This window comes from Hymenobacter sp. HD11105 (genome assembly GCF_054051685.1).
On record NZ_JBSWBR010000002.1, the window covers coordinates 765,980 to 788,177 of the forward strand.

22 protein-coding genes are annotated in these 22,198 nt (G+C 53.9%); 14 read left to right on the plus strand and 8 right to left on the minus strand.

Annotated elements, in window-relative coordinates; all coding sequences use genetic code 11:
• The first annotated feature begins 79 nt into the window (after window positions 1-79).
• The 6 genes from ispG (at window position 80) to ACW9KT_RS09450 (ending at window position 5,004) form a co-directional block, all read left to right on the plus strand.
• Window positions 80-2,065, plus strand: a complete 1,986-nt coding sequence (gene ispG / locus ACW9KT_RS09425; protein ID WP_457080183.1) for a (E)-4-hydroxy-3-methylbut-2-enyl-diphosphate synthase — start codon at window positions 80-82, stop codon at window positions 2,063-2,065.
• A 21-nt stretch (window positions 2,066-2,086) separates the two neighbouring features.
• Window positions 2,087-2,476 (plus strand): hypothetical protein, encoded by a 390-nt coding sequence (locus tag ACW9KT_RS09430; protein WP_457079656.1) that lies wholly within the window; start codon window positions 2,087-2,089, stop codon window positions 2,474-2,476.
• Window positions 2,477-2,649: 173 nt separating this feature from the next.
• A complete protein-coding gene (locus ACW9KT_RS09435; RefSeq protein ID WP_457079657.1) occupies window positions 2,650-3,075 on the plus strand; it encodes a hypothetical protein in 426 nt (141 codons plus the stop codon).
• Window positions 3,076-3,228: 153 nt separating this feature from the next.
• A complete protein-coding gene (locus tag ACW9KT_RS09440; protein ID WP_457079659.1) occupies window positions 3,229-3,903 on the plus strand; it encodes an NAD-dependent epimerase/dehydratase family protein in 675 nt (224 codons plus the stop codon).
• Between the two features lie 65 nt (window positions 3,904-3,968).
• A complete protein-coding gene (locus ACW9KT_RS09445; protein WP_457079661.1) occupies window positions 3,969-4,652 on the plus strand; it encodes an HAD family hydrolase in 684 nt (227 codons plus the stop codon).
• A 31-nt stretch (window positions 4,653-4,683) separates the two neighbouring features.
• A complete protein-coding gene (locus ACW9KT_RS09450; RefSeq protein WP_457079663.1) occupies window positions 4,684-5,004 on the plus strand; it encodes a DUF6984 family protein in 321 nt (106 codons plus the stop codon).
• A gap of 13 nt (window positions 5,005-5,017) precedes the next feature.
• On the opposite strand, the gene ACW9KT_RS09455 is transcribed toward ACW9KT_RS09450, so the two are convergent.
• Both ACW9KT_RS09455 and ACW9KT_RS09460 read right to left on the minus strand, forming a co-directional pair.
• The gene (locus ACW9KT_RS09455; RefSeq protein WP_457079665.1) at window positions 5,018-5,470 is read right to left on the minus strand and encodes a nuclear transport factor 2 family protein; all 453 of its coding nucleotides are present in this window, start codon (window positions 5,468-5,470) and stop codon (window positions 5,018-5,020) included.
• A gap of 280 nt (window positions 5,471-5,750) precedes the next feature.
• Window positions 5,751-7,103 (minus strand): hypothetical protein, encoded by a 1,353-nt coding sequence (locus tag ACW9KT_RS09460; RefSeq protein ID WP_457079667.1) that lies wholly within the window; start codon window positions 7,101-7,103, stop codon window positions 5,751-5,753.
• Between the two features lie 449 nt (window positions 7,104-7,552).
• Between ACW9KT_RS09460 and ACW9KT_RS09465 the strand changes: the two genes are divergently transcribed.
• From ACW9KT_RS09465 to ACW9KT_RS09480, 4 genes are all read left to right on the plus strand, one after another.
• Window positions 7,553-7,726: a DUF6728 family protein gene (locus ACW9KT_RS09465; protein ID WP_457079669.1), complete on the plus strand. Its 174-nt coding sequence runs from the start codon at window positions 7,553-7,555 to the stop codon at window positions 7,724-7,726.
• Between the two features lie 7 nt (window positions 7,727-7,733).
• A complete protein-coding gene (locus tag ACW9KT_RS09470) occupies window positions 7,734-8,090 on the plus strand; it encodes an MmcQ/YjbR family DNA-binding protein (protein ID WP_457079671.1) in 357 nt (118 codons plus the stop codon).
• Between the two features lie 208 nt (window positions 8,091-8,298).
• Entirely contained in the window at window positions 8,299-8,616 is a 318-nt protein-coding gene (locus ACW9KT_RS09475) for a hypothetical protein (RefSeq protein WP_457079673.1), read from the plus strand.
• Entirely contained in the window at window positions 8,613-10,232 is a 1,620-nt protein-coding gene (locus tag ACW9KT_RS09480) for an FAD-binding protein (RefSeq protein WP_457079675.1), read from the plus strand. The genes ACW9KT_RS09475 and ACW9KT_RS09480 overlap by 4 nt, the downstream gene beginning before the upstream one ends.
• 84 nt (window positions 10,233-10,316) lie before the next feature.
• Here the strand turns inward: ACW9KT_RS09480 and leuS are convergent, their stop codons facing one another.
• From leuS to ACW9KT_RS09500, 4 genes are all read right to left on the minus strand, one after another.
• The gene (leuS, locus tag ACW9KT_RS09485; RefSeq protein ID WP_457079677.1) at window positions 10,317-13,100 is read right to left on the minus strand and encodes a leucine--tRNA ligase; all 2,784 of its coding nucleotides are present in this window, start codon (window positions 13,098-13,100) and stop codon (window positions 10,317-10,319) included.
• Between the two features lie 131 nt (window positions 13,101-13,231).
• Complete coding sequence (locus ACW9KT_RS09490) at window positions 13,232-14,440, minus strand: porin (protein WP_457079679.1); 1,209 nt, start codon at window positions 14,438-14,440, stop codon at window positions 13,232-13,234.
• Between the two features lie 123 nt (window positions 14,441-14,563).
• On the minus strand, window positions 14,564-15,280 hold the full coding sequence (locus tag ACW9KT_RS09495; protein ID WP_457079681.1) for a spheroidene monooxygenase: 717 nt from the start codon (window positions 15,278-15,280) through the stop codon (window positions 14,564-14,566).
• A 243-nt stretch (window positions 15,281-15,523) separates the two neighbouring features.
• Window positions 15,524-16,030: a pyridoxamine 5'-phosphate oxidase family protein gene (locus ACW9KT_RS09500; RefSeq protein ID WP_457079683.1), complete on the minus strand. Its 507-nt coding sequence runs from the start codon at window positions 16,028-16,030 to the stop codon at window positions 15,524-15,526.
• A 110-nt stretch (window positions 16,031-16,140) separates the two neighbouring features.
• Between ACW9KT_RS09500 and ACW9KT_RS09505 the strand changes: the two genes are divergently transcribed.
• On the plus strand, window positions 16,141-16,743 hold the full coding sequence (locus tag ACW9KT_RS09505; protein WP_457079685.1) for an acyl carrier protein phosphodiesterase: 603 nt from the start codon (window positions 16,141-16,143) through the stop codon (window positions 16,741-16,743).
• Window positions 16,744-16,820: 77 nt separating this feature from the next.
• Complete coding sequence (locus ACW9KT_RS09510) at window positions 16,821-17,330, plus strand: hypothetical protein (RefSeq protein WP_457079687.1); 510 nt, start codon at window positions 16,821-16,823, stop codon at window positions 17,328-17,330.
• Between the two features lie 122 nt (window positions 17,331-17,452).
• On the opposite strand, the gene ACW9KT_RS09515 is transcribed toward ACW9KT_RS09510, so the two are convergent.
• Entirely contained in the window at window positions 17,453-17,968 is a 516-nt protein-coding gene (locus ACW9KT_RS09515) for an FKBP-type peptidyl-prolyl cis-trans isomerase (protein WP_457079689.1), read from the minus strand.
• A 225-nt stretch (window positions 17,969-18,193) separates the two neighbouring features.
• Between ACW9KT_RS09515 and ACW9KT_RS09520 the strand changes: the two genes are divergently transcribed.
• Entirely contained in the window at window positions 18,194-19,333 is a 1,140-nt protein-coding gene (locus ACW9KT_RS09520) for an SMP-30/gluconolactonase/LRE family protein (RefSeq protein WP_457079691.1), read from the plus strand.
• A gap of 242 nt (window positions 19,334-19,575) precedes the next feature.
• Here ACW9KT_RS09520 and ACW9KT_RS09525 read toward each other — a convergent pair whose 3' ends face one another.
• Entirely contained in the window at window positions 19,576-21,558 is a 1,983-nt protein-coding gene (locus tag ACW9KT_RS09525) for an AAA domain-containing protein (RefSeq protein ID WP_457079693.1), read from the minus strand.
• Window positions 21,559-21,742: 184 nt separating this feature from the next.
• On the opposite strand from ACW9KT_RS09525, the gene ACW9KT_RS09530 reads away from it, so the two are divergent.
• Window positions 21,743-22,189: an SRPBCC family protein gene (locus ACW9KT_RS09530; RefSeq protein WP_457079695.1), complete on the plus strand. Its 447-nt coding sequence runs from the start codon at window positions 21,743-21,745 to the stop codon at window positions 22,187-22,189.
• Window positions 22,190-22,198 lie beyond the last annotated feature (9 nt).

The window sequence follows — 22,198 nt, forward strand, 5'->3', positions numbered from 1 at the left end:
CCGGGAGCTTGTACCTTTGCGGCGCCGCAACTTTCCCTTTGCCTCGCTAGTTTTCTACCCAGAAAATTGCCTCCAGATGATGAATAAGATTTATTGCCCTAGCCTTACTGAGTACCAGCGCCGCCTTTCGCGGGAAGTCAAGATTGGCGATGTGCCGCTGGGGGGCAAAAATCCCATCCGCGTGCAGAGTATGACCACCGTGGATACAATGGACACGCTCGGCTCAGTAGAGCAGACCCTGCGCATGGTGGAAGCTGGCTGCGAGTATGTGCGCATCACCGCGCCCAGCATGAAGGAGGCCCAGAACCTACTGGAAATCAAGAAGGAGCTGCGCAAACGCGGCTGCAACGTGCCACTCATTGCTGATATTCACTTCACGCCTAACGCCGCCGAGCTGGCCGCGCGCATCGTGGAGAAAGTGCGCGTGAACCCCGGCAACTACGCCGACAAGAAGAAGTTTGACTTCATCGAGTACACCGACGCCACCTATCAGGCGGAAGTAAACCGCATTCGTGAACGGTTCCGCCCGTTGGTGCAGATCTGCAAGCAGTACGGCACCGCTATGCGTATTGGGACTAACCACGGCTCTTTATCGGACCGTATTTTGTCGCGCTACGGCGATACGCCGCTGGGCATGGTGGAGTCGGCGCTGGAGTTCCTGCGGCTGTGCGAGGAGGAGAATTACTACGATGTGGTGCTCAGCATGAAGGCCTCCAACACCCAGGTGATGGTGCAGGCTTACCGCTTACTGGTGCAAAAGCTGGACGAGGAAGGCCTGCAACCCTACCCGCTGCACTTAGGCGTAACCGAAGCCGGCGAAGCCGAAGACGGTCGCATCAAGTCGGCCGTGGGCATCGGGACGTTGCTGGAAGATGGCATCGGTGACACCGTGCGCGTGTCGCTCACCGAAGCGCCCGAAGCCGAAGCGCCCGTTGCCAAAGCCCTGATTGACCGCTACACCAACCGCGCCGCCGAAGCTAAGCCGATTGCACCGGTGACGGAAGTGCCCATCGACCCGTTCCAGTATCACCGCCGCAGCACGCGCGAAGTGCTGAACATTGGGGGGCAAAATGTGCCGCGGGTCATGGCTGATATCTCGCGCTTGTCGTCGGTGGAGTATGCCGATTTGCGTGCTGTGGGGCAATTGTATTCGGTATTCCTGGACAAGTTTCAGATGAACGACCTGGGCGCCGACTATATCTACAGCGGCCAGCGCCCGGTGCCGTTTATGCTGCCCAATGGCTTGAAGGAAGTAGTTGACTACCAAGCTTGGCTCGACGCCGGCCGCCGCGCCGACCATTTTCCGGTGCTCACCCAGGCTGAGTACGCCACCGCTGGCCCGGCTCACACGGAGCTGAACTTCGTATTTCAGAATCTGGAGTCGCTCACACCGCCGACCCTCGACCAACTTCGTGCCGACGCTACGGCCGTTATTATCCTCTACACCGATAATGCCCATGCCATGCCGGAGCTGCGGCGCGCGTTTTTCCGGCTGATTAATCAGGGAGTAACTAACCCGGTCATCATCAACCGTCAGTACCCGGAGCTCACGCCCGAGCAAACCCAACTCTACGCCGCCACCGACGTCGGCGGCCTGCTCCTGGACGGCCTCGGCGACGGCGTGGTGCTTAGCACCGAATTGCTGCCCGAGCGCGCCAAAGAAGAATGGCTGCCCACCATCGACCAGCTCAACCAGCTCTCTTTCGGCATTCTGCAAGCGGCCCGCACGCGCATGTCCAAGACGGAGTACATCAGTTGCCCCAGCTGCGGCCGCACCCTCTTCGACCTCCAGGAAACCACCGCCATGATCCGCAAGCGCACCGACCACCTCAAGGGCGTCAAAATCGGCATAATGGGCTGCATCGTGAACGGGCCCGGCGAAATGGCCGACGCCGACTACGGCTATGTGGGCGTGGGCAAAGGCAAAATTGCCCTCTACCGCGGCCAGGATGTTATCAAAAAAGCCGTGCCCGAAGAGTTGGCCGTTGATGAGCTAATTGAGCTCATGCGCGAAGACGGCCGCTGGATTGAGCCCGTGCGGCTGGAAGAGCCGGTAGGGGTGTAGATTACTTAGTTAACATTAGAAATGAATATACTCAATAATTTATCTAAGGCTTATAAATATTATAATAAAATATCTTTAAAGATCCTGATAATATATTTTATTATTCTATTTATTGCTGTTTCAATAATAATACTCAAGGCTTATCATGATATTCCTGACTTTATGTATTCCATTAAAGATCAAATGCTTGAAAATAAATCATTTATAGATAGTATAGGAAACAATAATGGATACGCAGTTTGGTTTGATAAGGATAAGGCCGAAAAAAGAGATACAATACCTTTTTCAATCTCTATTACTGGCAATGATAGTATGTTTGTTAAAATAATTGGTAAATATTTTTATCAGGATAATGGAAATATAATCTATATCAAACAAGATACTTTATACAGGTCATATAAGTCGATTTAATTTGGAATGGTAAAGAGCTTTTCGAAGCATATCTCCTGCTTCGTTGAGTTCACTATTATAAGAAACTGCGGCAAGCCTTGTATGACAATTTTATTAACCTGCACAGATTTAAGAAAACAGGCTCTTTACAAAAGGTCCGTTATTTGCTTTCTAGCTCTGCTCGACTAGAAACCATGAAGAACCTCTTAGCATTGATCCTGGTGTGCCTGCTGTGCGCTACCGCTGCACAGGCCCAGGATATTCAGTCCATTGGCAAGGATAGAAAGGCCATCAAGAAGGACGTGCGGAAGCGCGACAGAAAGTACAAAAAGCTGCGCGTTGACATGGCCGCCGACGGCACCGATATCGAGTGGTATCAGGCCGGCGATAAGAACCCAGAAAGTGCCATGATTGGCTTCGGCTTCCGAAACGACATCTGCGTGACTACGCTTACGGCCTTATCGGACTCGACCAGCCTATTGAAAATGCAAACCAAGCTGAACGCCCGCAACGAGCAGGCCGACGAGGCTGTTTGGGATTCGAAAGACGGCAAGTACAGGACGAACATCACGACCAGCCCCGGTCAGTATTACGTGATTACCCGCCGGCGTAAAGAATAACCCCCTCAGAAGAGCCGGAAAGACATTTTACTTAACAGAAGGACCCGGAAGGCAGCAGTTGTCATTCGGGTCCTTTTTGCTTCTGTGGGGAGCATTTTCAGCTGAGGAGCTTGCGACTTAAAACATCCTTTGCGGTCGAACGTCTACCGTTGCATGAAGATTAGAGCGATACTAACCGGGGCGACAGGTATGGTGGGGGAGGGTGTACTGCACGAATGCCTCAACGACCCCGATGTGGAGCAGGTGCTATCTATTAGCCGCAAGCCCTACGGCCTAAGTCACCCCAAGCTGCGCGAAATTGTGCACAGCGACTTCCACGACTTATCGGCCATTCAGGACCAGCTGGCGGGCTACAATGCCTGCTTTTTCTGTCTGGGTGTGTCGTCGGTGGGCATGAAGGAGCCGGAGTATCGTCGCATCACCTTCGATTTGACCATGCACGTTGCCCAAGCTGTGCTGTACCATAATCCGGACCTTACGTTCTGCTTTGTGTCGGGCTCAGGGACGGATGGTACCGGCAAAGGAAAGCTGATGTGGGCGCGCGTAAAGGGCCAGACCGAAAACGCGCTGTTGCAGATGCCTTTTAAAAAGGCATACATGTTTCGGCCCGGCTTTATGCAGCCTACCAAGGGACTGAAAAATACGCTTTCTGCTTACGCTTACATTTCCTGGCTTTATCCGGTGATGCGGCCCTTGTTTCCTAAGTACGTTTCCACCTTGCAGGAGATGGGCCAGGCTATGATCAATGCCGTGCGCCACGGCTACCCCAAGCGCGTGCTAGAAGTGCCGGATATTGTGGCGTTAGCGAAAGCCGGAGTTTCGGCCTAGCCCGGCTGTGGGGGGCAAAAAGCCGTAGAAGGCGTACTATCTTCGCCCGCTACAACCCCTTCTACATGATCAAAACTGTCATTTTCGATATGGACGGCGTGCTTGTTGACACCGAGCCGCTCCACCGCGACGCCTTTTTCCAGCACTTCGCCGAGCTGGGCATCACGCTAACGGATGAGAAATACGCCACCTTTCTGGGGTCCTCTACCCGCAACATGTACCAGCAGTTCAAGCAGGAATTTAGCCTGACCGAAGATGTAGAAACGCTGATGAGCCGCAAGCGAGAGTTCTTCGGCAAAGCCTTCGACGAATCGACTGACTTAGAATTGCTGCCCGGCGCCCGCGAGCTGGTTCTGGACTTGCACCGGGCCGGAATGCCGCTACAGCTAGCTTCGTCGGCTTCCAAGGAAACGATTCACCGCGTATTTAAGCGGTTCGAGCTGTATCCGTACTTCGATAATCTAGTCAGTGGGGAAGATTTTCCGCAGTCGAAGCCCAACCCGGCGCTTTTCCTGCACGCGGCCAAGTTGGCCGGCAAGCCGCCGCATGAGTGTCTGATAATTGAGGATTCGGCCAACGGCGTGACGGCGGCCAAAGCTGCCGGTATGTACTGTATCGGTTTCAGCAGCCCACATTCCAGCGGTCAAGATCTGCACCACGCCGACCAAGTTGTGCCGGATCTGCGCGAGCTTAATGCTGAGCTGATTATGGGGCTTTCAACGCCGGTTAGTTCGCCTGCCAATTCGTAACCCTGCACCAGCCTTCGCAGTAGCCGGAAGAATGGAAAAGCGTCTGTTGACTCTGCCGGAGCTGGGTTTGCTGATTTATATGCTGCGGGGCAAGCCTCAGGTGGAAAGAATCTTGGCCTTGCTACCCACCGCCGAGGTGCAGGAAGTGGACGATGGCGGAATGGGCAGCCTGCGCTTTGTAAGCATTAAGCAGAACCGGCACCTAGGCAAGGTAGTAGCCGAACTCTGGTATAAAGATGAGGATGAGGTGCCTGTCTTGGCTTCGCTTTATCTGGATACCGAAGGCGACCTGTACGAGCTAGACAGTTGGAAAGCGGATTCGACACCCTTAAAGCGTATACCCAATTTCTAACGGCCGCTTACTTTCACTTATCCTTGCGTTTGGTGTCGATGATGTGCACGATTTTCCAGCCCTCGGCCAGCTTCACCAGTTGAAACGAGTTGTAGCCGCAGTGGCTGAAGGTGGTACCAATGTAGAACTGGTACGGCGTCCAGACGCTGGCTAGGTTGGCATCGATGAGCACTTGCTCGAAAGTGATGCGCTCATCGTACACTTCCTTGTGCGGCGTGCCCACACTTTTCAAAAAACCAGCCACCTGCTCTACCCGCACCTGCATTTTGCCCTCGCGGTTGGCAATAACTTGGAACACCGCGCCCGGCGCCAAGGTATTCCGTACCATCGTGCTGTCGCCGCGCCGCATGCCATCGAAAAAGGTGGTGATGGTTTGCTTAACGGCGGCGGTTTCAGTAGCAGTGGCTTGAGCGAAGGCAGCAAAATTGCCCCCCAGAAGGCAGGCAGCGAGGAAAAGTCTTTTCATGAAAGAGGGGCAGAGTAAATTTGTCAATCGGATTACAATAGCAAGGACGCTGCAAATTAGCGGAAAGCTGCGCTGTAAGATTTAAGTGCTGAAAAAAGCCCTCCAGCGCTTATTTATCCATTCAAAAAAAGGTGTTTGCCCTCTCGAGAAGGACAAACACCTTTTGTCATAGCTAGCTCAACACTCGAATTGTTGTCCGCAGGTTAGTTCTTCAGCTGTGCTCTAGCATCGAGATACAGAGAATAACAAAGGGAATCCGCGACCAAACCCCTGAGGATCACTAATTAGGTGTTAGGTTAAGATCGGCGATTCTATTGCCTAGTTCTCTGCCCATTTCAATAGAGATAGTTTGTGTGAATGGATAGTGTATGCCAGCGTAGACTCTGGAAAAAGCCGCCTCTTCCATCAAGGCCGAAATAGAAGGATACTGCCGGGCAGGCAAACCTCTCCAGGCATACGCATTGTCGGTTATCGGAATGTCGCCGAATTCTCTGATTAGCACCTGCATAACGGGCGCGTTTAGCCCAACAAGTCCGGAAGGGTACTCAGGATAAGGAGGCGAAGGCAAATACGTTTGCCAGGTTGGATCGATATGCCGTTGGATGTAAGTAACCGGCCGCAGCAGGTTATATTGAAACTTGCCTCTGAAGGTATTGATGGGTCCGTCTTTTATCGCAATCCCAGTTTTGGCATACACTTCCGCCGCCTGCCCCAGCCTGACCTTCTTGCTTTCCAGAAGCCCGGTTATGGTAGAAAGATCATGGTAGGGCGCTGGAGTTCCTACGCCCACGCCACCCGCATCAGCCCACCAGTTGGCTGTTGCTCTTTGCTCCGGAGTCAGGGCTTTCCCAATGTCATACACTGCTTTAGCCTCTTTATAAAACTGAGAGGACGGATCTTCGGAATAAGGAAAAGGTAATGGCGGCGCTGTAGCTGTTAAACTTGATGCTAAGAATGGCCTTGAATTCTGTAAAAAAGGTCCTACCGGGGCGGCAAAAGCAGGTGGCGTAGGCACCCACGATCCTGGAAATACCGGTGGCACATACCCTTGACTGCTCAGATTGAAGTTATCGGTTGTCGACCAGTTGTAGATAGCCGTTGCTACGGCCCGCCCGTAGGCTTGCGAACGGGTAATAGCGGCGTCAGAAGTGCCTAGTCTGAATCGGTTGTTGTAGGCGTTTTCCAATGAATCAATACGGGCTCTATCGGCATCGGTCAGGCCAACTATAAACTGCCTGAACATACTGGCAAGGGCAGCATTGGCACTAGCGCCCCACAAAAACTCCCGGCCCACCTCCGGGGCGGGCATAGTGGGCATTTGATACAGCTTGGTGGATAAACTCACGGCTCCCCTTATGCCGGGACGCACTGCTTCGTACAGGCCAACGCCTATGTAGCCAAAGTTTCGGTTGTTTAAGATAATAACTGGCTGCGGGGTTGTGCGCAGTTGGGTTCTGGCCATCACCTTATACCAATCGTACACGACGTTGGCGCTTTCCTGCTGAGCGGTTTTGGACGGCTGGCGCACCAACTCTTCGTACAACTCGTCGCAGCTGTAGAAGAGCATTGCGGACATAAAAAGCACGAACAGATGAGCCACTTTTCGGCGGCTGTTTGATAATGGCAGTTTCATAACAGATGATTGGTTGGGTGAAAGAATGCCGATAGGGGAATCGCAAGAGATTCAGGCGGGGGCTGCCCATCGCATGGACATCCTGACTTCCACGTGAGGCAGGCGCACGAACAGCTACTAGGGCATTTGTGCAAGTAGAATAGCTGGAAGCTGTTGGCGCTGTACTGGAAGTTCGGGGGCTTTTCTTGGAGTTGGTCCTTGTTTCAGGAGTGTATTGTAGCTACTCAAATAATTTAATCAAATATTAATATAAGTCAAAGTATTATTTGATTAATTATAAATAAAATTATTCGTTTCATAAGGCCTGGTAGCCATAAAAACGCCCTTTAGAAGCTGTAAATCGTGTTTTTGAGCTCTATCAGGGATGATGTGTTTATGTATTTATTTTAACTTGCAGCAAATCATTTTCACCGGTCAGGTGTTATTATAGCGTACCAAAAGCCACTGTAATGAAAGGTCGCAACCTGTTTAATTTCGGTCCTGCCCTCGGTTATTTCTTCCGCAAGAATGACCCGAATCGGCACTCCAACTTCAACCTGCGTACCATGCATTTTATCAATAAGCTCTCCATGGCCATGTTCTTGGTCTGCTTGCTGGTGATGCTGTTCCGCTACGTGCTCTAGTCTTGAAATGAACATCGAAGATTATCGCGATTACTGTCTGCTCAAGTCCGGCGTGACGGAGGAAACGCCCTTCGACGAGGATACGCTGGTATTCAAGGTGGGGGGCAAAATCTTCTCCCTCACCAGCATCAGCCAGTACGGCAGCGTTAATCTGAAGTGTGACCCTGATCGCGCCGTGCAACTCCGCGAGGAGTTTGATTACGTGCTGCCGGGGTACCATATGAATAAAAAACATTGGAACACCGTTGTCATTGGCAGCGGTGTTTCTGCTTCTCAGCTCCGCGAGTGGACCGATCATTCGTACGATTTGGTGCGGGCGTCGCTGCCACGCGCCATACGCGAAGAACTCGCTAAAGACAGCTAAGTATTCCCTTCCGCTTTCAAGTGATTAAAACGCCGCGTCATCCTAACCTATATAGGTTTGGGCGACGCGGCTTCTTTCTTTCGAAAGGTTTGTGTTTAGTATATTTTATATATAAATTATTACTATACAAATTATTGATAAGGCTATGATTCGATATCTACCTAGCATAATCGTACTAGCACTACTAAGCGCATCACTGTCGGGCTGCATGACTACGCGCATTGCCACAATCTACGACTGCGATTCGGTGGTGAATGACCCGAACAGTACCAAAGTAGTCACCTCGTATTTCTGGGGTCTGAAGCAACCCGCCGACCTAAAGCCACCCTGCGACTCGCGCTTTAACCATCTGAACAGCGTCACGGTGAATACCAACTTTGGCTACTTTCTGCTTTCCCTCGTCACGGTAGGCGTCGTGACGAAGCAGCGCGTAAGCTGGTGCTGTGCGCCCTACACGCCCGCCGTTGATACATTGGGGCTGGGGCCAGTCACCCAGCCCGCACTCCGTTTATCCGTCCAACCATGAGCCTGCCCAACGGAATTGAGGCGCTCCCAATGGCGGAGTGGACCAACCGCCACGAGAACTTCACGCAGCGCTTGCAAGCTAGCGCCTGCTTCAAGCTGCGCATTCCCAATCTGCCTACCAGCCAGCAGCAGTACCAGCAAACGACAGCCAATTTTCAGTGGCTGATTCGCTACGGTATCGAGCACAACGTGCGCCTGCGGGCAATCGGAAAGGGCTGGTCGTTCTCGGAAGTGTGCGTAACCGATGGAGGTTTGGTAGATACCATGGCGTTGCGGCAGTCATTTGCCCTCCAGCCGAGCATGGTCGCGCCCGCGTATCAGACTGCGGGGGCCCGGGCCGACAATCTGTTTTTTACGGAGTGCGGCATGAGCATCATCGGCTTGGAGCAACAGTTGGAGTCTCGACAAAAGTCGGTGCGGGCTTCCGGGGCCAGCAATGGCCAAAGCATTGTGGGCGCTTTCTCAACTGGAACGCACGGGGGGGCTTTTCGCTTTGGTTCCGTCCAGGAAACGGTAGTGGGCCTGCATATTGTCACGGGCCCCGACCGGCATGTGTGGCTGGAAAGGGCCTCGTACCCGGTGGCTGCAACCAAATTTACGGACTGGCTGGGTGTAACGGACGTGTTTCGCGACGATGACCTATTCAATGCGGCCTTGGTGAGCTTCGGTAGCTTCGGCTTTATACATGGCGTGCTGCTGGAAACGGAGCCCTTGTTTTTGCTGGAAGAATCCAGCTCCCCGCGCGTACCCTACCGCGAAGGCCTAAAGCGCCTCATGACCCATCTCGACCTGACGGGCCTGAAACCGTGGCTGCAACTCCCGCTCAACGACCCCACGCGCCAGCCTTACCACCTCACCATCATCATTAATCCCCATCAGTTCGACCCCACAGGTGCTGATTCGAACCGGGGCGTATTTGTGCAACTGCTATTTAAGGCGCCGTACCGAGCTGTGTATCCGCGCCGGCAGGCACCCGCTTCAGGTTTTATCTACGGTGATAGTTCGCTGGGCCTGATTTCGACGGTGCTCGACCATTTGGGTAGCGCAGGCGTGGCCTTGGTGCCTACGCTCGTGAATCGGCTGTACCCGCTAGCCTTGGAGCGCAACAACGGCACGGCCGGCACCATGAGCGAAACCTTCGACAACACCAACATCCGGGGCAAAGCGGCCAGCGCCGCCATCGGCATCGACAACCGCGACGTGCTGCGCGTGCTGGCCGAAGTTCACTCGCTCAACCAACAAACGCCCTTTCCCGGCGTGCTGGGGCTGCGGTTTGTAAAAGGCACTAAAGCCACCCTAGGCTTCACGCGCTTTCCGGTTACAGCTGTGCTAGAGTTCGACGGCGTCGAAGCCCGAGTTACGCGCCGGTTTCTGGAGATGATCTGGGCCCGTTTGGAAATCCTGAACATACCCTACACCCTGCATTGGGGCAAAATTAACTTCAACCTGACCGAACCCCGCCTCCGTAAAATGTACGGCGACACGGCGGTAAACCAGTGGCTTGCTAGCCGCCACCGCCTGCTTGACGCCCCCACACGCCGGGTATTTACCAACCCCTTCATGGAGCGCTGCGGCCTCGATAAAGCGCCTACCCAGGTGCCTAACCCGGTTGTGTAAATAAGCTGTTAGTGCTGTGCTTGCCATAAAAAAGCCCCCCAGAACTCGTCTGGGGGGCTTTTTCAAGCTCAAGATCGGCTCGAGTTACACCACGACATTCACCATACGGCCGGGCACGACGATTACCTTTTTCGCTGCTTTGCCTTCGCTGAACTTCTCAAATATCTCGGAGGCCAACACTTCCTTCTCAATATCTGCAGCAACGGCAGCAGCGGCGAAGGTCATTTTGCCGCGCATTTTGCCGTTGAATGAAATAGGGTAATCGATGCTAGCTTCTTCGAGGTATTTCTCCTCAAACACCGGGAATTGAGCCGTTGTAATGCTGCCGGGTTCGTGACCTAGCTCAGCCCACAGCTCCTCCGCCAGGTGAGGCGCGTAAGGAGAAATGATAACCGTGAGCGGCTCCAGAATAGCGCGCTTGTGACAATTCAAGGCTGTTAGCTCGTTCACGGCAATCATGAAGGTACTGACGGAAGTGTTGAACGAGAACCGCTCGATGTCTTCCTGCGCCTTCTTGATGGCTTTGTGTAGAGCCTTTAGCTCGGCAGGCGTCGCAGCCTCGTCGGTGACGGCCAGCTTACCATCTTCGGGATGGAACAAGCGCCAGAGCTTCTTAAGGAAGCTGCTCACACCGCTCATGCCGCTGGTATTCCAAGGCTTGAACTGCTCCAGCGGCCCCAGGAACATTTCGTAGAGGCGTAACGCGTCAGCGCCATAACGACTGATGAGGTCGTCAGGATTAACAACGTTGTGCTTCGACTTCGACATCTTCTCGACTTCGGTGCCGCAGAGATAGGTGCCATTTTCTTCCAGGATGAACTCGGCCGTGGCGTTTTCTTCACGCCACTTCTTGTACCTCTCTACGTCCAACACGTCATTGTCAACGATGCTCACATCGACATGCAAAGCAGTGGTTTCGTACTGCTCCTTTTTGCCAAGCGAGACGAATGTATTCGTGCCATTGATGCGATACACAAAATTCGAGCGCCCCAAAATCATCCCCTGATTTATCAGCTTCTGGAAAGGCTCGTTGCCGCTGACGAGGCCCAGATCCTTCAAAAACAGATACCAGAAACGGGAGTACAGCAAGTGGCCGGTGGCGTGCTCGGCACCACCCATGTAGAGGTCCACGGTTTGCCAGTACTGCTCGGCTTCCTCGCTCACAAACCGCTCGTCGTTGTGCGGATCCATGTAGCGCAGGTAGTACCAGCTAGAGCCAGCCCAACCAGGCATAGTGCTTAGCTCGAAGTCGAACTTACCACGGTACTTCCAATCCTGCGCACGGCCCAGGGGTGGCTCGCCGGTTTCGGTGGGCTTGTACTCGTCGATTTCGGGCAGCACGACGGGCAAATCAGCTTCGGCAACACCGTAGGCCAAGCCTTCTTTGTAGTAGATCGGGAGCGGCTCACCCCAGTAGCGCTGACGGCCAAAAATAGCGTCGCGCAGACGGAAGTTTACCTTGCCTTTGCCCAGGTTATGCTCTTCCAGCCAAGCAATGAGCTTGTCGGTGGCTTCTTTATAGGTGAGGCCGTTGATGAGCTCCGAGTTGATGTAGCGGCCTTCCTTGGTGGGGTCGGCTTGCTGATCGAGATTCTGCTGGGCGTCGGTGACGGCGATGATGAGCAGATCGAAGTGCTTGGCGAAGAGGTAGTCGCGCTGGTCGCCGCTGGGCACGGCCATCACGGCGCCGGTGCCGTAGCCAGCCAGCACGTAGTCGGCCAACCACACGGGCACAGGCTCCCCACTCACCGGATTGATAGCGTAGCTGCCGGTAAATACACCCGACACGGTTTTGGTGTCGGCCATCCGGTCGCGCTCCGAGCGGCGCTTGCTGGCCAGCACGTAGGCTTCCACGGCTTCTTTTTGCTCAGGCGTCGTGAGCTGGGCGGCCAACTCGTGCTCGGGCGCCAACACCATAAACGTTGCTCCGTAAATCGTGTCGACGCGGGTGGTATACACCTTAATACCCTGCTGGGGGGTATTTTGGAGCGGAAACGTAACCTCGGCGCCCACCGAGCGGCCAATCCAGTTGCGCTGCATTTCCTTCACCGGCTCAGGCCAGTCGATGGTGTCGAGGCCCTGAAGCAGACGGTCGGCGTAGGCGGTGATACGCAAGTTCCACTGGGGCATGAGGCGGCGCTCCACGGGGTAGCCGCCGCGCTCCGAGAGGCCATCTTTCACCTCATCATTGCTAAGCACCGTGCCCAGCGCCGCGCACCAATTCACGTACGTATCCGACTGATATGCCAGCCGATAGGGGTGAACCGCGTCGATGCGCTGCTTCTCGGTCATCATCTGCCACTGCCCGGCCGTGAAGTCGTGGCGCTCATCGGCGTCGCCAGCGGCGCGCACGCCAGCGCTGCCTTTCTCCCCAAAAATATCCTGCAAGGTGCGGATGCTCTCGGCGCGGTTGGTTTCCAGGTTATACCAGGAGTTGAACAGCTTCAGGAAAATCCACTGCGTCCACTTGTAGTAGCTCGGGTCAGAAGTACGGATTTCGCGGCTCCAGTCATAGCTAAAACCGAGCGACGAAAGCTGCTCGATGTAGCGCTGAATGTTCTCGCGGGTGGTCTTCTCGGGGTGCTGACCAGTTTGAATAGCGTACTGCTCGGCGGGCAGGCCAAACGAGTCGAAGCCCATGGGATGCAGCACGTTAAAGCCCTGCAACCGCTTGAAGCGCGACACAATATCGGAGGCAATGTATCCTAGCGGATGACCTACGTGGAGGCCCGCGCCGCTGGGGTACGGGAACATGTCGAGCACGTAGTACTTGGGCTTGTCGGAGCTGTTGCTGACCTCGAAAGTTTTATGCGTTTTCCAGTGGGCTTGCCACTTTTTTTCAATTTCCTCGGGACGATACGCGGGCATTAGCAGGAGTTTAGGCTGTTCTGAACAGGCGAAATTACGCAAAAAGCCGCGCGGCTCCTTGATAAATAGCCTATAGTAGGCGTGAGGGTTGTTTGGCCGGCTCTGGGGGGCTTTTTTGCGACTGACCCAATTTAAATTCCTAGCTCAAACTGAAACACGCCGCCCCAGCGGTTGCCGGGCGCATCAAAGTCCCAATTTCCGCGGGCCGGCTGGTAGCTTGCATTAAGTTGAGCTTTTACCCGGTGCTTGCGCAGATATTTGGTTAAACCAACTTCCAGCACCTCCTGCTGAGTGGCTTGATTGCGAAGAACTTGGTCTGGTCGCAGCCAGGAGTAGCGCAACGCTGGCTCCCAGCCGGAAGGAAAATAGTAGGAGAGCTGCTGATTTAGGCCACGGCCTACATAAGCATAGCGCAGCTCGTCGGTGGAGTCGTAGGTGAATGGATCGGGGCTGTGACGTTGCAGATATTCGCCCAGATACGCCCAGCCTTGGTATTTAATCATGGCATCGGCAATGAATGTTCCCAGATCGACGGGGCTGTATAAGTCAGGACCGAGCTGGCCACCGGTGCGCGTAGTTTGCCGGTTAAAGCTGTAGCCCGCCGCCAACGACACTTTCGGCGTGGGTTCGCGCACGACGTCGCCCTCTGAGTAGTCGCCGCCATCCTGGAAAGCACCGAGGGGCAGCAGCTCGGCCCGGCCCGTATACGCCAGGCCCGGACTAGTAACATTGGCGCTCCGGCCTTCGCCAGTGGTTATTGCGCCTTTCAGCGAGTACAGCGCCACGGGTCCCAGTGGATGGGTATAATAAAGCTTAAGGCCAAAGTCGCGGTCGATGGTTAGGGCCGCGTTTACGATGGAACGTTCCGCAAACTGCAGCTGCCCCGACGATGTGACGCGTTGGCGGTTGCCAGGAAGCTTGTTTAGCCCAAAAGCCGCGTAGAAATTGGGGGTAAAGTTGTAGAATATCACCGCGTCGCGCACAATATTGGCTACGCCAGAGGCTTCAAAATCCTGGTCGCCGCGGGAAAAAGACAGTTGCAGACTATACCCCAACGTTTCTTTGAGTACGTAGCCATCGGCCCGTAGGCGCAGGCGGCGCACGCGGGCATCATACTCCCGCACGCTCAAATCAGTGCCCGATTGGGAAATGAAGCCCGCTCGGTTTTGCATACGGAAGCGAAAGTTGATATAAAAAGAGGAGTCGGGGGAAAGGAATTCCAGGCCGTTGAAGCGCATGGGCCGCTCGTCGGCCTCCCCCTGGGCCCGCACCGCTGTGGGCAGTAGTGCCAGCAGCAAACTTCCAAACAGGACCAGTGCTGGTAGTAAACGTCGTATCATAGCCCGCAAATTACGTAAAGCAGGCGCAGCGGTGGTAATATTAAGGTAACAATGGTGAGTTGGATAATTGAATCAGGCAATCATAATAGGGTAGAGGTATTTCCTGTCGTCAGCACAACCATTTTAGAACAGATTCACGCCCGCCAGCGGGTTTTTGCCCCCCCAGGTGCCTTCACTACTCAGCACCCGAAACCGCGCAAACATCTCCTCCCCGTACCATTTCTCTTGGCGCGTCAGCCGGATAACTTCCTTGTGCTGAGCATCCCGATAAGCATACTGCTGCATGGCCTGCGCCGATTCCCAGATGCTAAACGTGGCTTGCCGTACCACAGGCAACTCGCCCAACCCCACAGCTCCTAGCACGCCTTGCGCCTTAGCAATGGCGGCGCTGGTAGGAGCCACGTACTTCCAGAAGCGCGGCGTTTTCCACCATCGAATGGAGGCGCGCGTTAGCACGGCCACCGGCCCGTTGCTGGGGGACATTTCTACACTGTAATCAAATGGATTAACTCCATCCCAAAGCCCGTGCGCTTTGATGGGCGCTAAATGAGCCGTCCATATCTCCTGGCTCCGCCGCTGGTACTCTGCCCAAAGCGGGTGCGTAGCAAAAAACACTTCGGCCGCCGCCGCCGATTCCCACACCGCCATCATCCCGTACAAATGCAGGTTGGGCCGCAATCCAAACCCATTATCGGCCCCACTACCTAGTAACTTAAAAAACCGCAAACCCGCCACCTTGCGCAGCGGAGCCTGAGAGGTGCCCATTTGGGCAAGGCCCCAACGCACGTGGCCCGGCGCGAGGCCAAATAACGAAATGGTGGTGAGCGGGGTAGAAGTCAAGGAAGCAGTATTCAGAATCGAAAGTAAAGATGTGGAGTTCTACTATGCTATCAGAACGTCATGCAAAGCGGCAGCGAAGCATCTCGCTCGCGGTCATTGCAATAGTAACTCAACGAAGCACGCGAGATGCTTCGCTACCGCTCTGCATGACGGAAAAAGACGAGTGGAATCGTATAACTAGTAAGCAACAAAAAAGGGCCGGAATTGCTTCCGGCCCTCTTCATATAGCTCAGAAAAGCACCTTTAGGGATTTACTTTTGTATGCTCGTCGCCGGTGGGCTGATACCGCTCGCCGGTGGTTACAGCCTTAAGGTAGCCAAAGGCGTGCACCAACACATTGCTGGGCTGGTCCCAGTATTCGCCGCGCTGGATATCTACTTTGAGTAGTGAAATATTCGGATCGTCGGAGCCTTTGGGAAACCAGGACCGAAGTGGCTCCCTCCATAATTCTTTGATTTTTTCCCGATCGTTCACGATGCTGGCGATGCCCGAAATGGACACGTACAGGTTGTCATCAGGCTTGGAGTAGCCTAGATTGATGTGCCGATCCTGCTGCACTTCGTCGATTTTGGCAGAATCGCGCTCCGTGAAAAACCAGAGTGTGCCGGTATTCTCGGGCTCGTGGGTATACATCGGGCGGCTGTGCAGGGTGCCATCGGGCTCGATGGTGGTCATCATCGCGATTTTGATGTCTTTAATACGGTCAATCAGCTTGGTAACGTCGTTACTTACGGCTACGTGCTCGGCCATGATTTCTAGGGTTTTGGTGGTATTTAGATCAGTACCAAGAAATACGGCCGGTGGGGCTGAAGGTTCAGCACGGCTCAGCTTTTCGACCGGCGCCGCGTACTTTTGCCCCCATGAACTTCCTGGCCCACCTGCTGCTCTCCGGCCCGCCCGACGCGCCCGATTACGCCGACATCGTAGTCGGCAATTTCGCGGCCGAAGCCGTGCGTGGCCGGGCCGGGGTGCTGGCCTACCCGCCCGGCGTGCAGCGCGGCATCCGCCTGCACCGCTTCATTGATTCCTTCACCGATGCCCACCCGCTGGTGCGCCGCACCACCGCCCGCCTGCGCGAAGCTGGCTTGGGCAAGTGGGCCGGCGTTGTCTCCGACATGGGCTTTGATCACCTGCTGGCCCGCGACTTCGCCCGCTACAATCAGAACCCTGCCGAGCCGCTGCCTGCCTTCGCCCAGCGCCACTACGCTCTGCTGCACGCCCGCCGCCACGAGTTACCCGAGCGCCTCCAGCACCTGCTCCACTACATGCGCCGCGACGACTGGCTCACCGGCTATGCCCACCCTCAAGGCCTGGAAAGAGCCCTGCTCGGTTTAAGCCGCCGCGTACCCAACGCCGAGATTCTAGCCAAGGGAGGCGCCGCGTTTCTGGCGGAGCTGCCGACGTATGAAACGGATTTTCGGGAGTTCTGGCCGGATTTGCGGGGGGCAGTGAAATTTATTTAAATAGTACTATATACTGAATGCAACCTTAATAACAAATAGCTACTCATCATAAAAACAATCTATATAATTAATGCTCAATGAAAAATAGTGTGCTTTCACTCGCTTTATCGGTAATCCTGTTAGCAAGCATCGGCTGCAAGAAAGAAGAAGCTCCGGTCTTCGATGAGGTTTGTTCAGTATTGGAAGAGATACAATTAAAAGAAGTAGCTAAAGCGGCTATTATTGGGGATTGGGAGTGGGTCCAAACAGAATCTCCACGACGAGGATCTGAGACCACGTTGCAGACACCTCAAAGCACAGGAAAGCAGAAAACTTATCGATTTACTGAGGAGCGTTTTGTCATCTTAGAAGACAACCGTGTGATCTTCGATTCACCTTATAGCATTAAATATCGCGGAGAAGGGACTAATACCGTAGATCCAGGTTTAATGCTGCATACTTACTGGCCTGCAACAGATTCCTCTCCTACTTTTTTAATTAGGAGTATTTTGGTAATGGATCAAGGACAGTTTTGTATGAAAATAATTGATTCTTATGATGATGCAGGAGATAATGTGACTTTGAGAAAAATTGTAAAAACTAACTGAAATAAACCTGATAATTTGATTTTTGATTGCACTATAATTAATTAGTCAAAGATTAAAGTGTCTTTATATAAATTAAAAAAGGGGCTATATAGCCCCTTTTTTAGTCAAACTAAAATCAATTTTTAATGCTGATGCCCACCTTCGCCGTGTACGTGGCCGTGGGCTAGCTCTTCTTGCGTCGCGTCGCGGACGGCGGCTACCTGACCGTCGAAGTGCATAACCATACCGGCCAGGGGGTGGTTGAAGTCCATTTGCACTTCTGTGTCGCCGATAGACACGACTTTGCCTTGCATCTGATTGCCTTCGTTGTCGGACATGGGCAGGAAGTTGCCTTCCTGGAGCATTTCCTCATCTATCTGGCCGTCGATTTCGAATACCTGCTTTGGGATGCTTACCACGGCTTGCTGATCGTAGTCGCCGTAAGCTTGGTCGGGGGTGAGGGAGAAGTTGAACGTGTCGCCGGCCTGCTTGCCATCGAGTTGGTTTTCAAACTCTTCGGGTAGGCCGCTCTTGCCGAACAGAAACACCATGGGGCTATCCGCCTCCGCAGATTCGACCAATACTTTTTCGTTGTTTTCGTCCGTCACGCTCAGGTCGTAGGTGATGGTAACGACTTTGTTTTCGCTGATTTGAGCCATACTGCAAGGGGACTGGTGCGTCCTGGAATGTGGGTTGGAAATGGGTTTCGAGCGGCTAGTTACGGAAATGATGTCTAATGCTAGTGCTACTCTCCGTGATACTGCAACCTAGGCAGAGAGGTTTTGATGAAGTAAAATTTGTCCTCACACAAACGAGTTTGTTGATAGGCCGTTAACCTAAACCATAGAGTAATCCGAAATCAACAACCTGCTCCTTCTACCGCTATGAAAACGAATCTACTTGCGGTGCTGCTCACCAGCGGCACGTTGTTGGGTGGCTGCCAGTCCAATACCAGCAGCACCGACTCGGAAAGAACTTCCGCCGTTCCCGTTGATTCGACCACCCACGCGGCGGTAGCGGCCGATACAGTGGTTACCATCGGTAGTCCTAGGCTGCTACACACCCTCGATGAGGCCCATAATACCCCCGATGGCATGGCGCTGGCGCCCAACGGCAACATTATCCTCTCCGTTCCGAACCTGGCCAACAACTCCTACCCGGCTGTGCTCATGGAAGTGACCGACACTAGCCTGCAACCCTACCTGACCACTTTGCCCCCCGAGCCCACCACCAATAAGGCGGCCCCCATGGACCTGGCTTTTGGGCCTGATGGTAACCTTTACTACGCCGAAAATCAGTACGAAAACGACAAGAACTTCAAATCTAGGCTCATGCGAGTGCGGGTAGAGAATGGTAAGCCCGGGCCCGTAGAAACGGTGGTCGACAACTTTGCCCTAGCCAATGCCGTGGTCTGGAAAGGCAACAAGATTTATGTAACCGATAGTCAGTGGGACATGCCCAACGACGACAAAGGCAGCGCCGTGCTGGTCTTTACCCTGGATGAGCTAAACAAAGGCGTAGTGCACCTCAAGCCCAAAACCAAGGACCCGCACGTGCTGGCAACTTTCACCACCAAAGTAAACGAGACCGGCGTAGATAACGGCGCCGACGGCCTCGACTACGACAGCCGGGGCAACCTCTACACCGGCTCCTTCGGCGATGGCACCATGTATAAAATGACACTGAATCCTGATGGCACGTTGGCTAAAAAAGAAACTATGCAGCTCAAGGGTGAGAAAGTTTCCTGCGTCGATGGCCTCATTATCGACCGGGCCACCGACAAACTTTACCTCTGCAACTCCCGCGAAAACGCCATTCAGGTCATTAACCTAAAGAACAACTCGGTAACCACGCTGGCTAAAAATGGCGACACCGACGGCGCCAAAGGTCTCCTCGACCAGCCCGCCGAAGTGCTACTCATCGGCAAGCGCCTCTACGTAACTAACTTCGACAAGCCGGAGAAAAACTTTGTAAACTCGAAGTCAGACGCCCCGCATACCATGTCGGTGATTGATTTGGAGTAGGAGCCTGACGTGAACCTCACTCCCCGGCTCCCTCTCCTAAAGAAAGAATAGGGAGAGGCTCTCTCTAGTCGTTCTACGCGGCTACGTCGGCTTCCGCCTCCGCAACCACTACCAACCTTTCCTTTTTGGAAGAAAAAAGCCCCCTAACAATAAGTTGGGGGGCTTTTTTTAATAACATGCTTAGTGCCTGGGATAGCTAGCCTTGCCTAAGGTGGGGGCCGGGGGAGACCCACGTCAGCCTTCTACTGCATTTCCCAAGCCGTCCGATACGCCCCAATGCTCTCCACATAATCCAGAAAGTCCTTATAGAACGGATGACGGCCCAGCGTGCTGGAGTCGCCCACGATAAGGAGCTTGCGGCGGGCGCGGGTCATGCCTACGTTCATGCGGCGGATATCGGAGAGGAAGCCGATGTCGCCAGCCGAGTTGGAGCGCGTCATCGATACGCAGATAATATCGCGCTCCTGGCCTTGAAAGGCATCCACGGTGCCTACGGTGAGCAGGCGGTGGGTGGTCATTTCGGCCAGCTCAGGCGATTCTTCTACCTTGTCCTTCAGGTAATTGATCTGGGAGCGGTAGGGGGCAATTACTCCAACTGTAAGCAAGTCTTCCAGATGATCTTCTGGCACGTAGGCGGCCAGCAGTTCGGTTAGGCGACGCAGAAGCAGGTCGGCTTCTTCGGGGTTGGCTACTGAGCGACTTTCGGCGATTCCCATTTCTTGGAAGCCGAAGCCAGCGGTGTCCAGAAACTCCACAGCTAGGTCGGGGGCGAAGCGGAGGTCGTAGTCGGGCAGATCGGCGTGGCGGACGGTGGAGTGCGCTATGAGCTTGTTGTCGTAGAACTGCGCCGAGCTGAAGGCCATAATCTGCTCGTGCATACGGTATTGCACTTCCAGCATGCGAGCCACGTCGGGCTGGCGCTGAATGCACTTTTCAAACAGCGTTTCGCGCAGACCGTCGCGGGCGGCTTGCTCGCTTTTTACCGTGGGGGGCAATTGGCAATGGTCGCCGGCCAGCACCACCCGGTTGGCGCGGGTAATCGGAATCCAGCAGCCGGGCTCCAAAGCCTGAGCCGCTTCGTCGATAAACACCGTCTCGTAGGTGAGATGGCGGATGGCGCGGTTGCCGGCGCCCACCAGCGTACAAGTGATTACCTGCACCTTATCCAGCAAATCCTCTGTAATGTAGCGCTCCAGCTGATCCGACTCCTGTAGCATTTGGTGGGCCTGCTCTTTCAGCATACGGCGCTGCTCGCGCTCCTCCCAACCAAAATGCCGCTTGAATTTGCCAGCCATCTCGCGGTATTGCTCCGCCGTCTGCCGCATCGATTTTAGCTCAGAGTAGCTCTTGTGGTTCATTATCTGAGCGTCGAGCGTATGATCCAGCAGCAAGTCCGACACGCGCGAGGGGTTACCCATACGAATGACGTTCACGCCACGCTCAGCTAGCTTTTCGGTCAGCAAATCCACGGCTGTATTGGAAGGCGCACACACCAGCACCCGCCGCTCGCGCCGGATGGTTTCGATGATGGCCTGCACCAGTGTGGTGGTTTTGCCTGTGCCGGGAGGGCCGTGAATAATAGCCACATCCTGCGCCGCCAGCACATGGCGCACCGCCGCCAGCTGCGACTCATTCATCGGACTCGGATAGTAGAGCGTAGCCTCTGCATCGGGCTTGAAGCGGGCTAATTTGCCCCCCAGAAGCACATCCCTCAGCTCAGCCAGGCGCGACTCATACGCCCCCATAACTTTGCCTAGGGCGTAGTCCATTTCGCGGTAGCTGACCTCGTCGAAGGTCAGATCCACGCCCAGCTTACCTTCATCGACCCAATCAGGCAGGTCTTCTTTGGTGGTGGCAAGCAGGATTTTATTGCGGCGCACAGCCGTAATCACGCCGTTGAGCGTGGGGCGGTCGGAGCCAGCGCGATTTGGAATATTACCGAAGAGAGCCGCATTGCGCCCCACTTGAAATAGGTGCAGACTGTTCTGGCTGGCCGGGCGCTCCAATTCGAGCACCAGCTTGCCGCCAAAGCCAATTTCTTCCTTAGTAATCTTAACTGGATACCACGTCAGGCCACGGTGCTGGCGCTCGGCGATGGTGGTTTTGGCACTCTTGATTTTAAATTGCTCCAGGTCTTCCTGCTGCTCCAGTTTCAGCAGGGCCTGCACCTTGCGCAGCTCTTTTTCCAGCGCGTAAGGATCGGTGAGGATATGTTGTTCAGACAAAGGAATCGGGATTGGATAGATCGTTGGTAACAACGAAAAAGGAGAAATAGTGGCTGAAGGTGAGGTAGAAATATTACATTAATTAGTGCGACCTTCGTCTCCTCGATTTTCCAAAGCCTATAACGCTCGTATTGCGGATATTTCAACGGTACTTACTCACATCTATTAAAAAGAATGCGGTGTAATGAGGTTGATAAAATTCACTGAGTCAATCGAAATTAATTGCCCGCGGCAGCGTATATTCGATTACACGCAAGATTATAATCAGCGTCTGGTTTGGGATACTTTCCTGCGTGAAGCAGTCCTATTAGACGGAGCTAAAGAAGCGGCAAAGGGGGTGAAATCCTGGTGTGTTTCCAAGCACGGAATTGGAATGGAAACGAAATATGTTTCTTACAACCCACCAGCTGTAGCAGCTATAAAGCTGACCAAGCCAAACAAAATATTCACGGCATTCGCAGGCTCTTGGCGTTTTGAGGAAATAAACGCAGACACTACCAAGGCCACTTTTATTTATTCATTTTCGTTGAAATCACCCTTTAGCTTAATTCCATTGTTAGTAAAGTATATTTTGATGATAAACGTGAAAGGTCGACTTAGAGATTTGAAGTATAATCTTGAGATGAAGTAATTATGAGCT

Coding starts and splice junctions, on each gene's coding strand:
- ACW9KT_RS09440 (WP_457079659.1), top strand. CDS start 3,229: ATGAAGATTAGAGCGATACTAACCGGGGCGACAGGTATGGTGGGGGAG.
- ACW9KT_RS09520 (WP_457079691.1), top strand. CDS start 18,194: ATGAAAACGAATCTACTTGCGGTGCTGCTCACCAGCGGCACGTTGTTG.
- ACW9KT_RS09430 (WP_457079656.1), top strand. CDS start 2,087: ATGAATATACTCAATAATTTATCTAAGGCTTATAAATATTATAATAAA.
- ACW9KT_RS09460 (WP_457079667.1), bottom strand. CDS start 7,103: ATGAAACTGCCATTATCAAACAGCCGCCGAAAAGTGGCTCATCTGTTC.
- ACW9KT_RS09455 (WP_457079665.1), bottom strand. CDS start 5,470: ATGAAAAGACTTTTCCTCGCTGCCTGCCTTCTGGGGGGCAATTTTGCT.
- ACW9KT_RS09510 (WP_457079687.1), top strand. CDS start 16,821: ATGAAAAATAGTGTGCTTTCACTCGCTTTATCGGTAATCCTGTTAGCA.
- ACW9KT_RS09475 (WP_457079673.1), top strand. CDS start 8,299: ATGACTACGCGCATTGCCACAATCTACGACTGCGATTCGGTGGTGAAT.
- leuS (WP_457079677.1), bottom strand. CDS start 13,100: ATGCCCGCGTATCGTCCCGAGGAAATTGAAAAAAAGTGGCAAGCCCAC.
- ACW9KT_RS09435 (WP_457079657.1), top strand. CDS start 2,650: ATGAAGAACCTCTTAGCATTGATCCTGGTGTGCCTGCTGTGCGCTACC.
- ACW9KT_RS09445 (WP_457079661.1), top strand. CDS start 3,969: ATGATCAAAACTGTCATTTTCGATATGGACGGCGTGCTTGTTGACACC.
- ACW9KT_RS09505 (WP_457079685.1), top strand. CDS start 16,141: ATGAACTTCCTGGCCCACCTGCTGCTCTCCGGCCCGCCCGACGCGCCC.
- ACW9KT_RS09470 (WP_457079671.1), top strand. CDS start 7,734: ATGAACATCGAAGATTATCGCGATTACTGTCTGCTCAAGTCCGGCGTG.
- ACW9KT_RS09465 (WP_457079669.1), top strand. CDS start 7,553: ATGAAAGGTCGCAACCTGTTTAATTTCGGTCCTGCCCTCGGTTATTTC.
- ispG (WP_457080183.1), top strand. CDS start 80: ATGAATAAGATTTATTGCCCTAGCCTTACTGAGTACCAGCGCCGCCTT.
- ACW9KT_RS09500 (WP_457079683.1), bottom strand. CDS start 16,030: ATGGCCGAGCACGTAGCCGTAAGTAACGACGTTACCAAGCTGATTGAC.
- ACW9KT_RS09450 (WP_457079663.1), top strand. CDS start 4,684: ATGGAAAAGCGTCTGTTGACTCTGCCGGAGCTGGGTTTGCTGATTTAT.
- ACW9KT_RS09530 (WP_457079695.1), top strand. CDS start 21,743: ATGAGGTTGATAAAATTCACTGAGTCAATCGAAATTAATTGCCCGCGG.
- ACW9KT_RS09490 (WP_457079679.1), bottom strand. CDS start 14,440: ATGATACGACGTTTACTACCAGCACTGGTCCTGTTTGGAAGTTTGCTG.
- ACW9KT_RS09515 (WP_457079689.1), bottom strand. CDS start 17,968: ATGGCTCAAATCAGCGAAAACAAAGTCGTTACCATCACCTACGACCTG.
- ACW9KT_RS09480 (WP_457079675.1), top strand. CDS start 8,613: ATGAGCCTGCCCAACGGAATTGAGGCGCTCCCAATGGCGGAGTGGACC.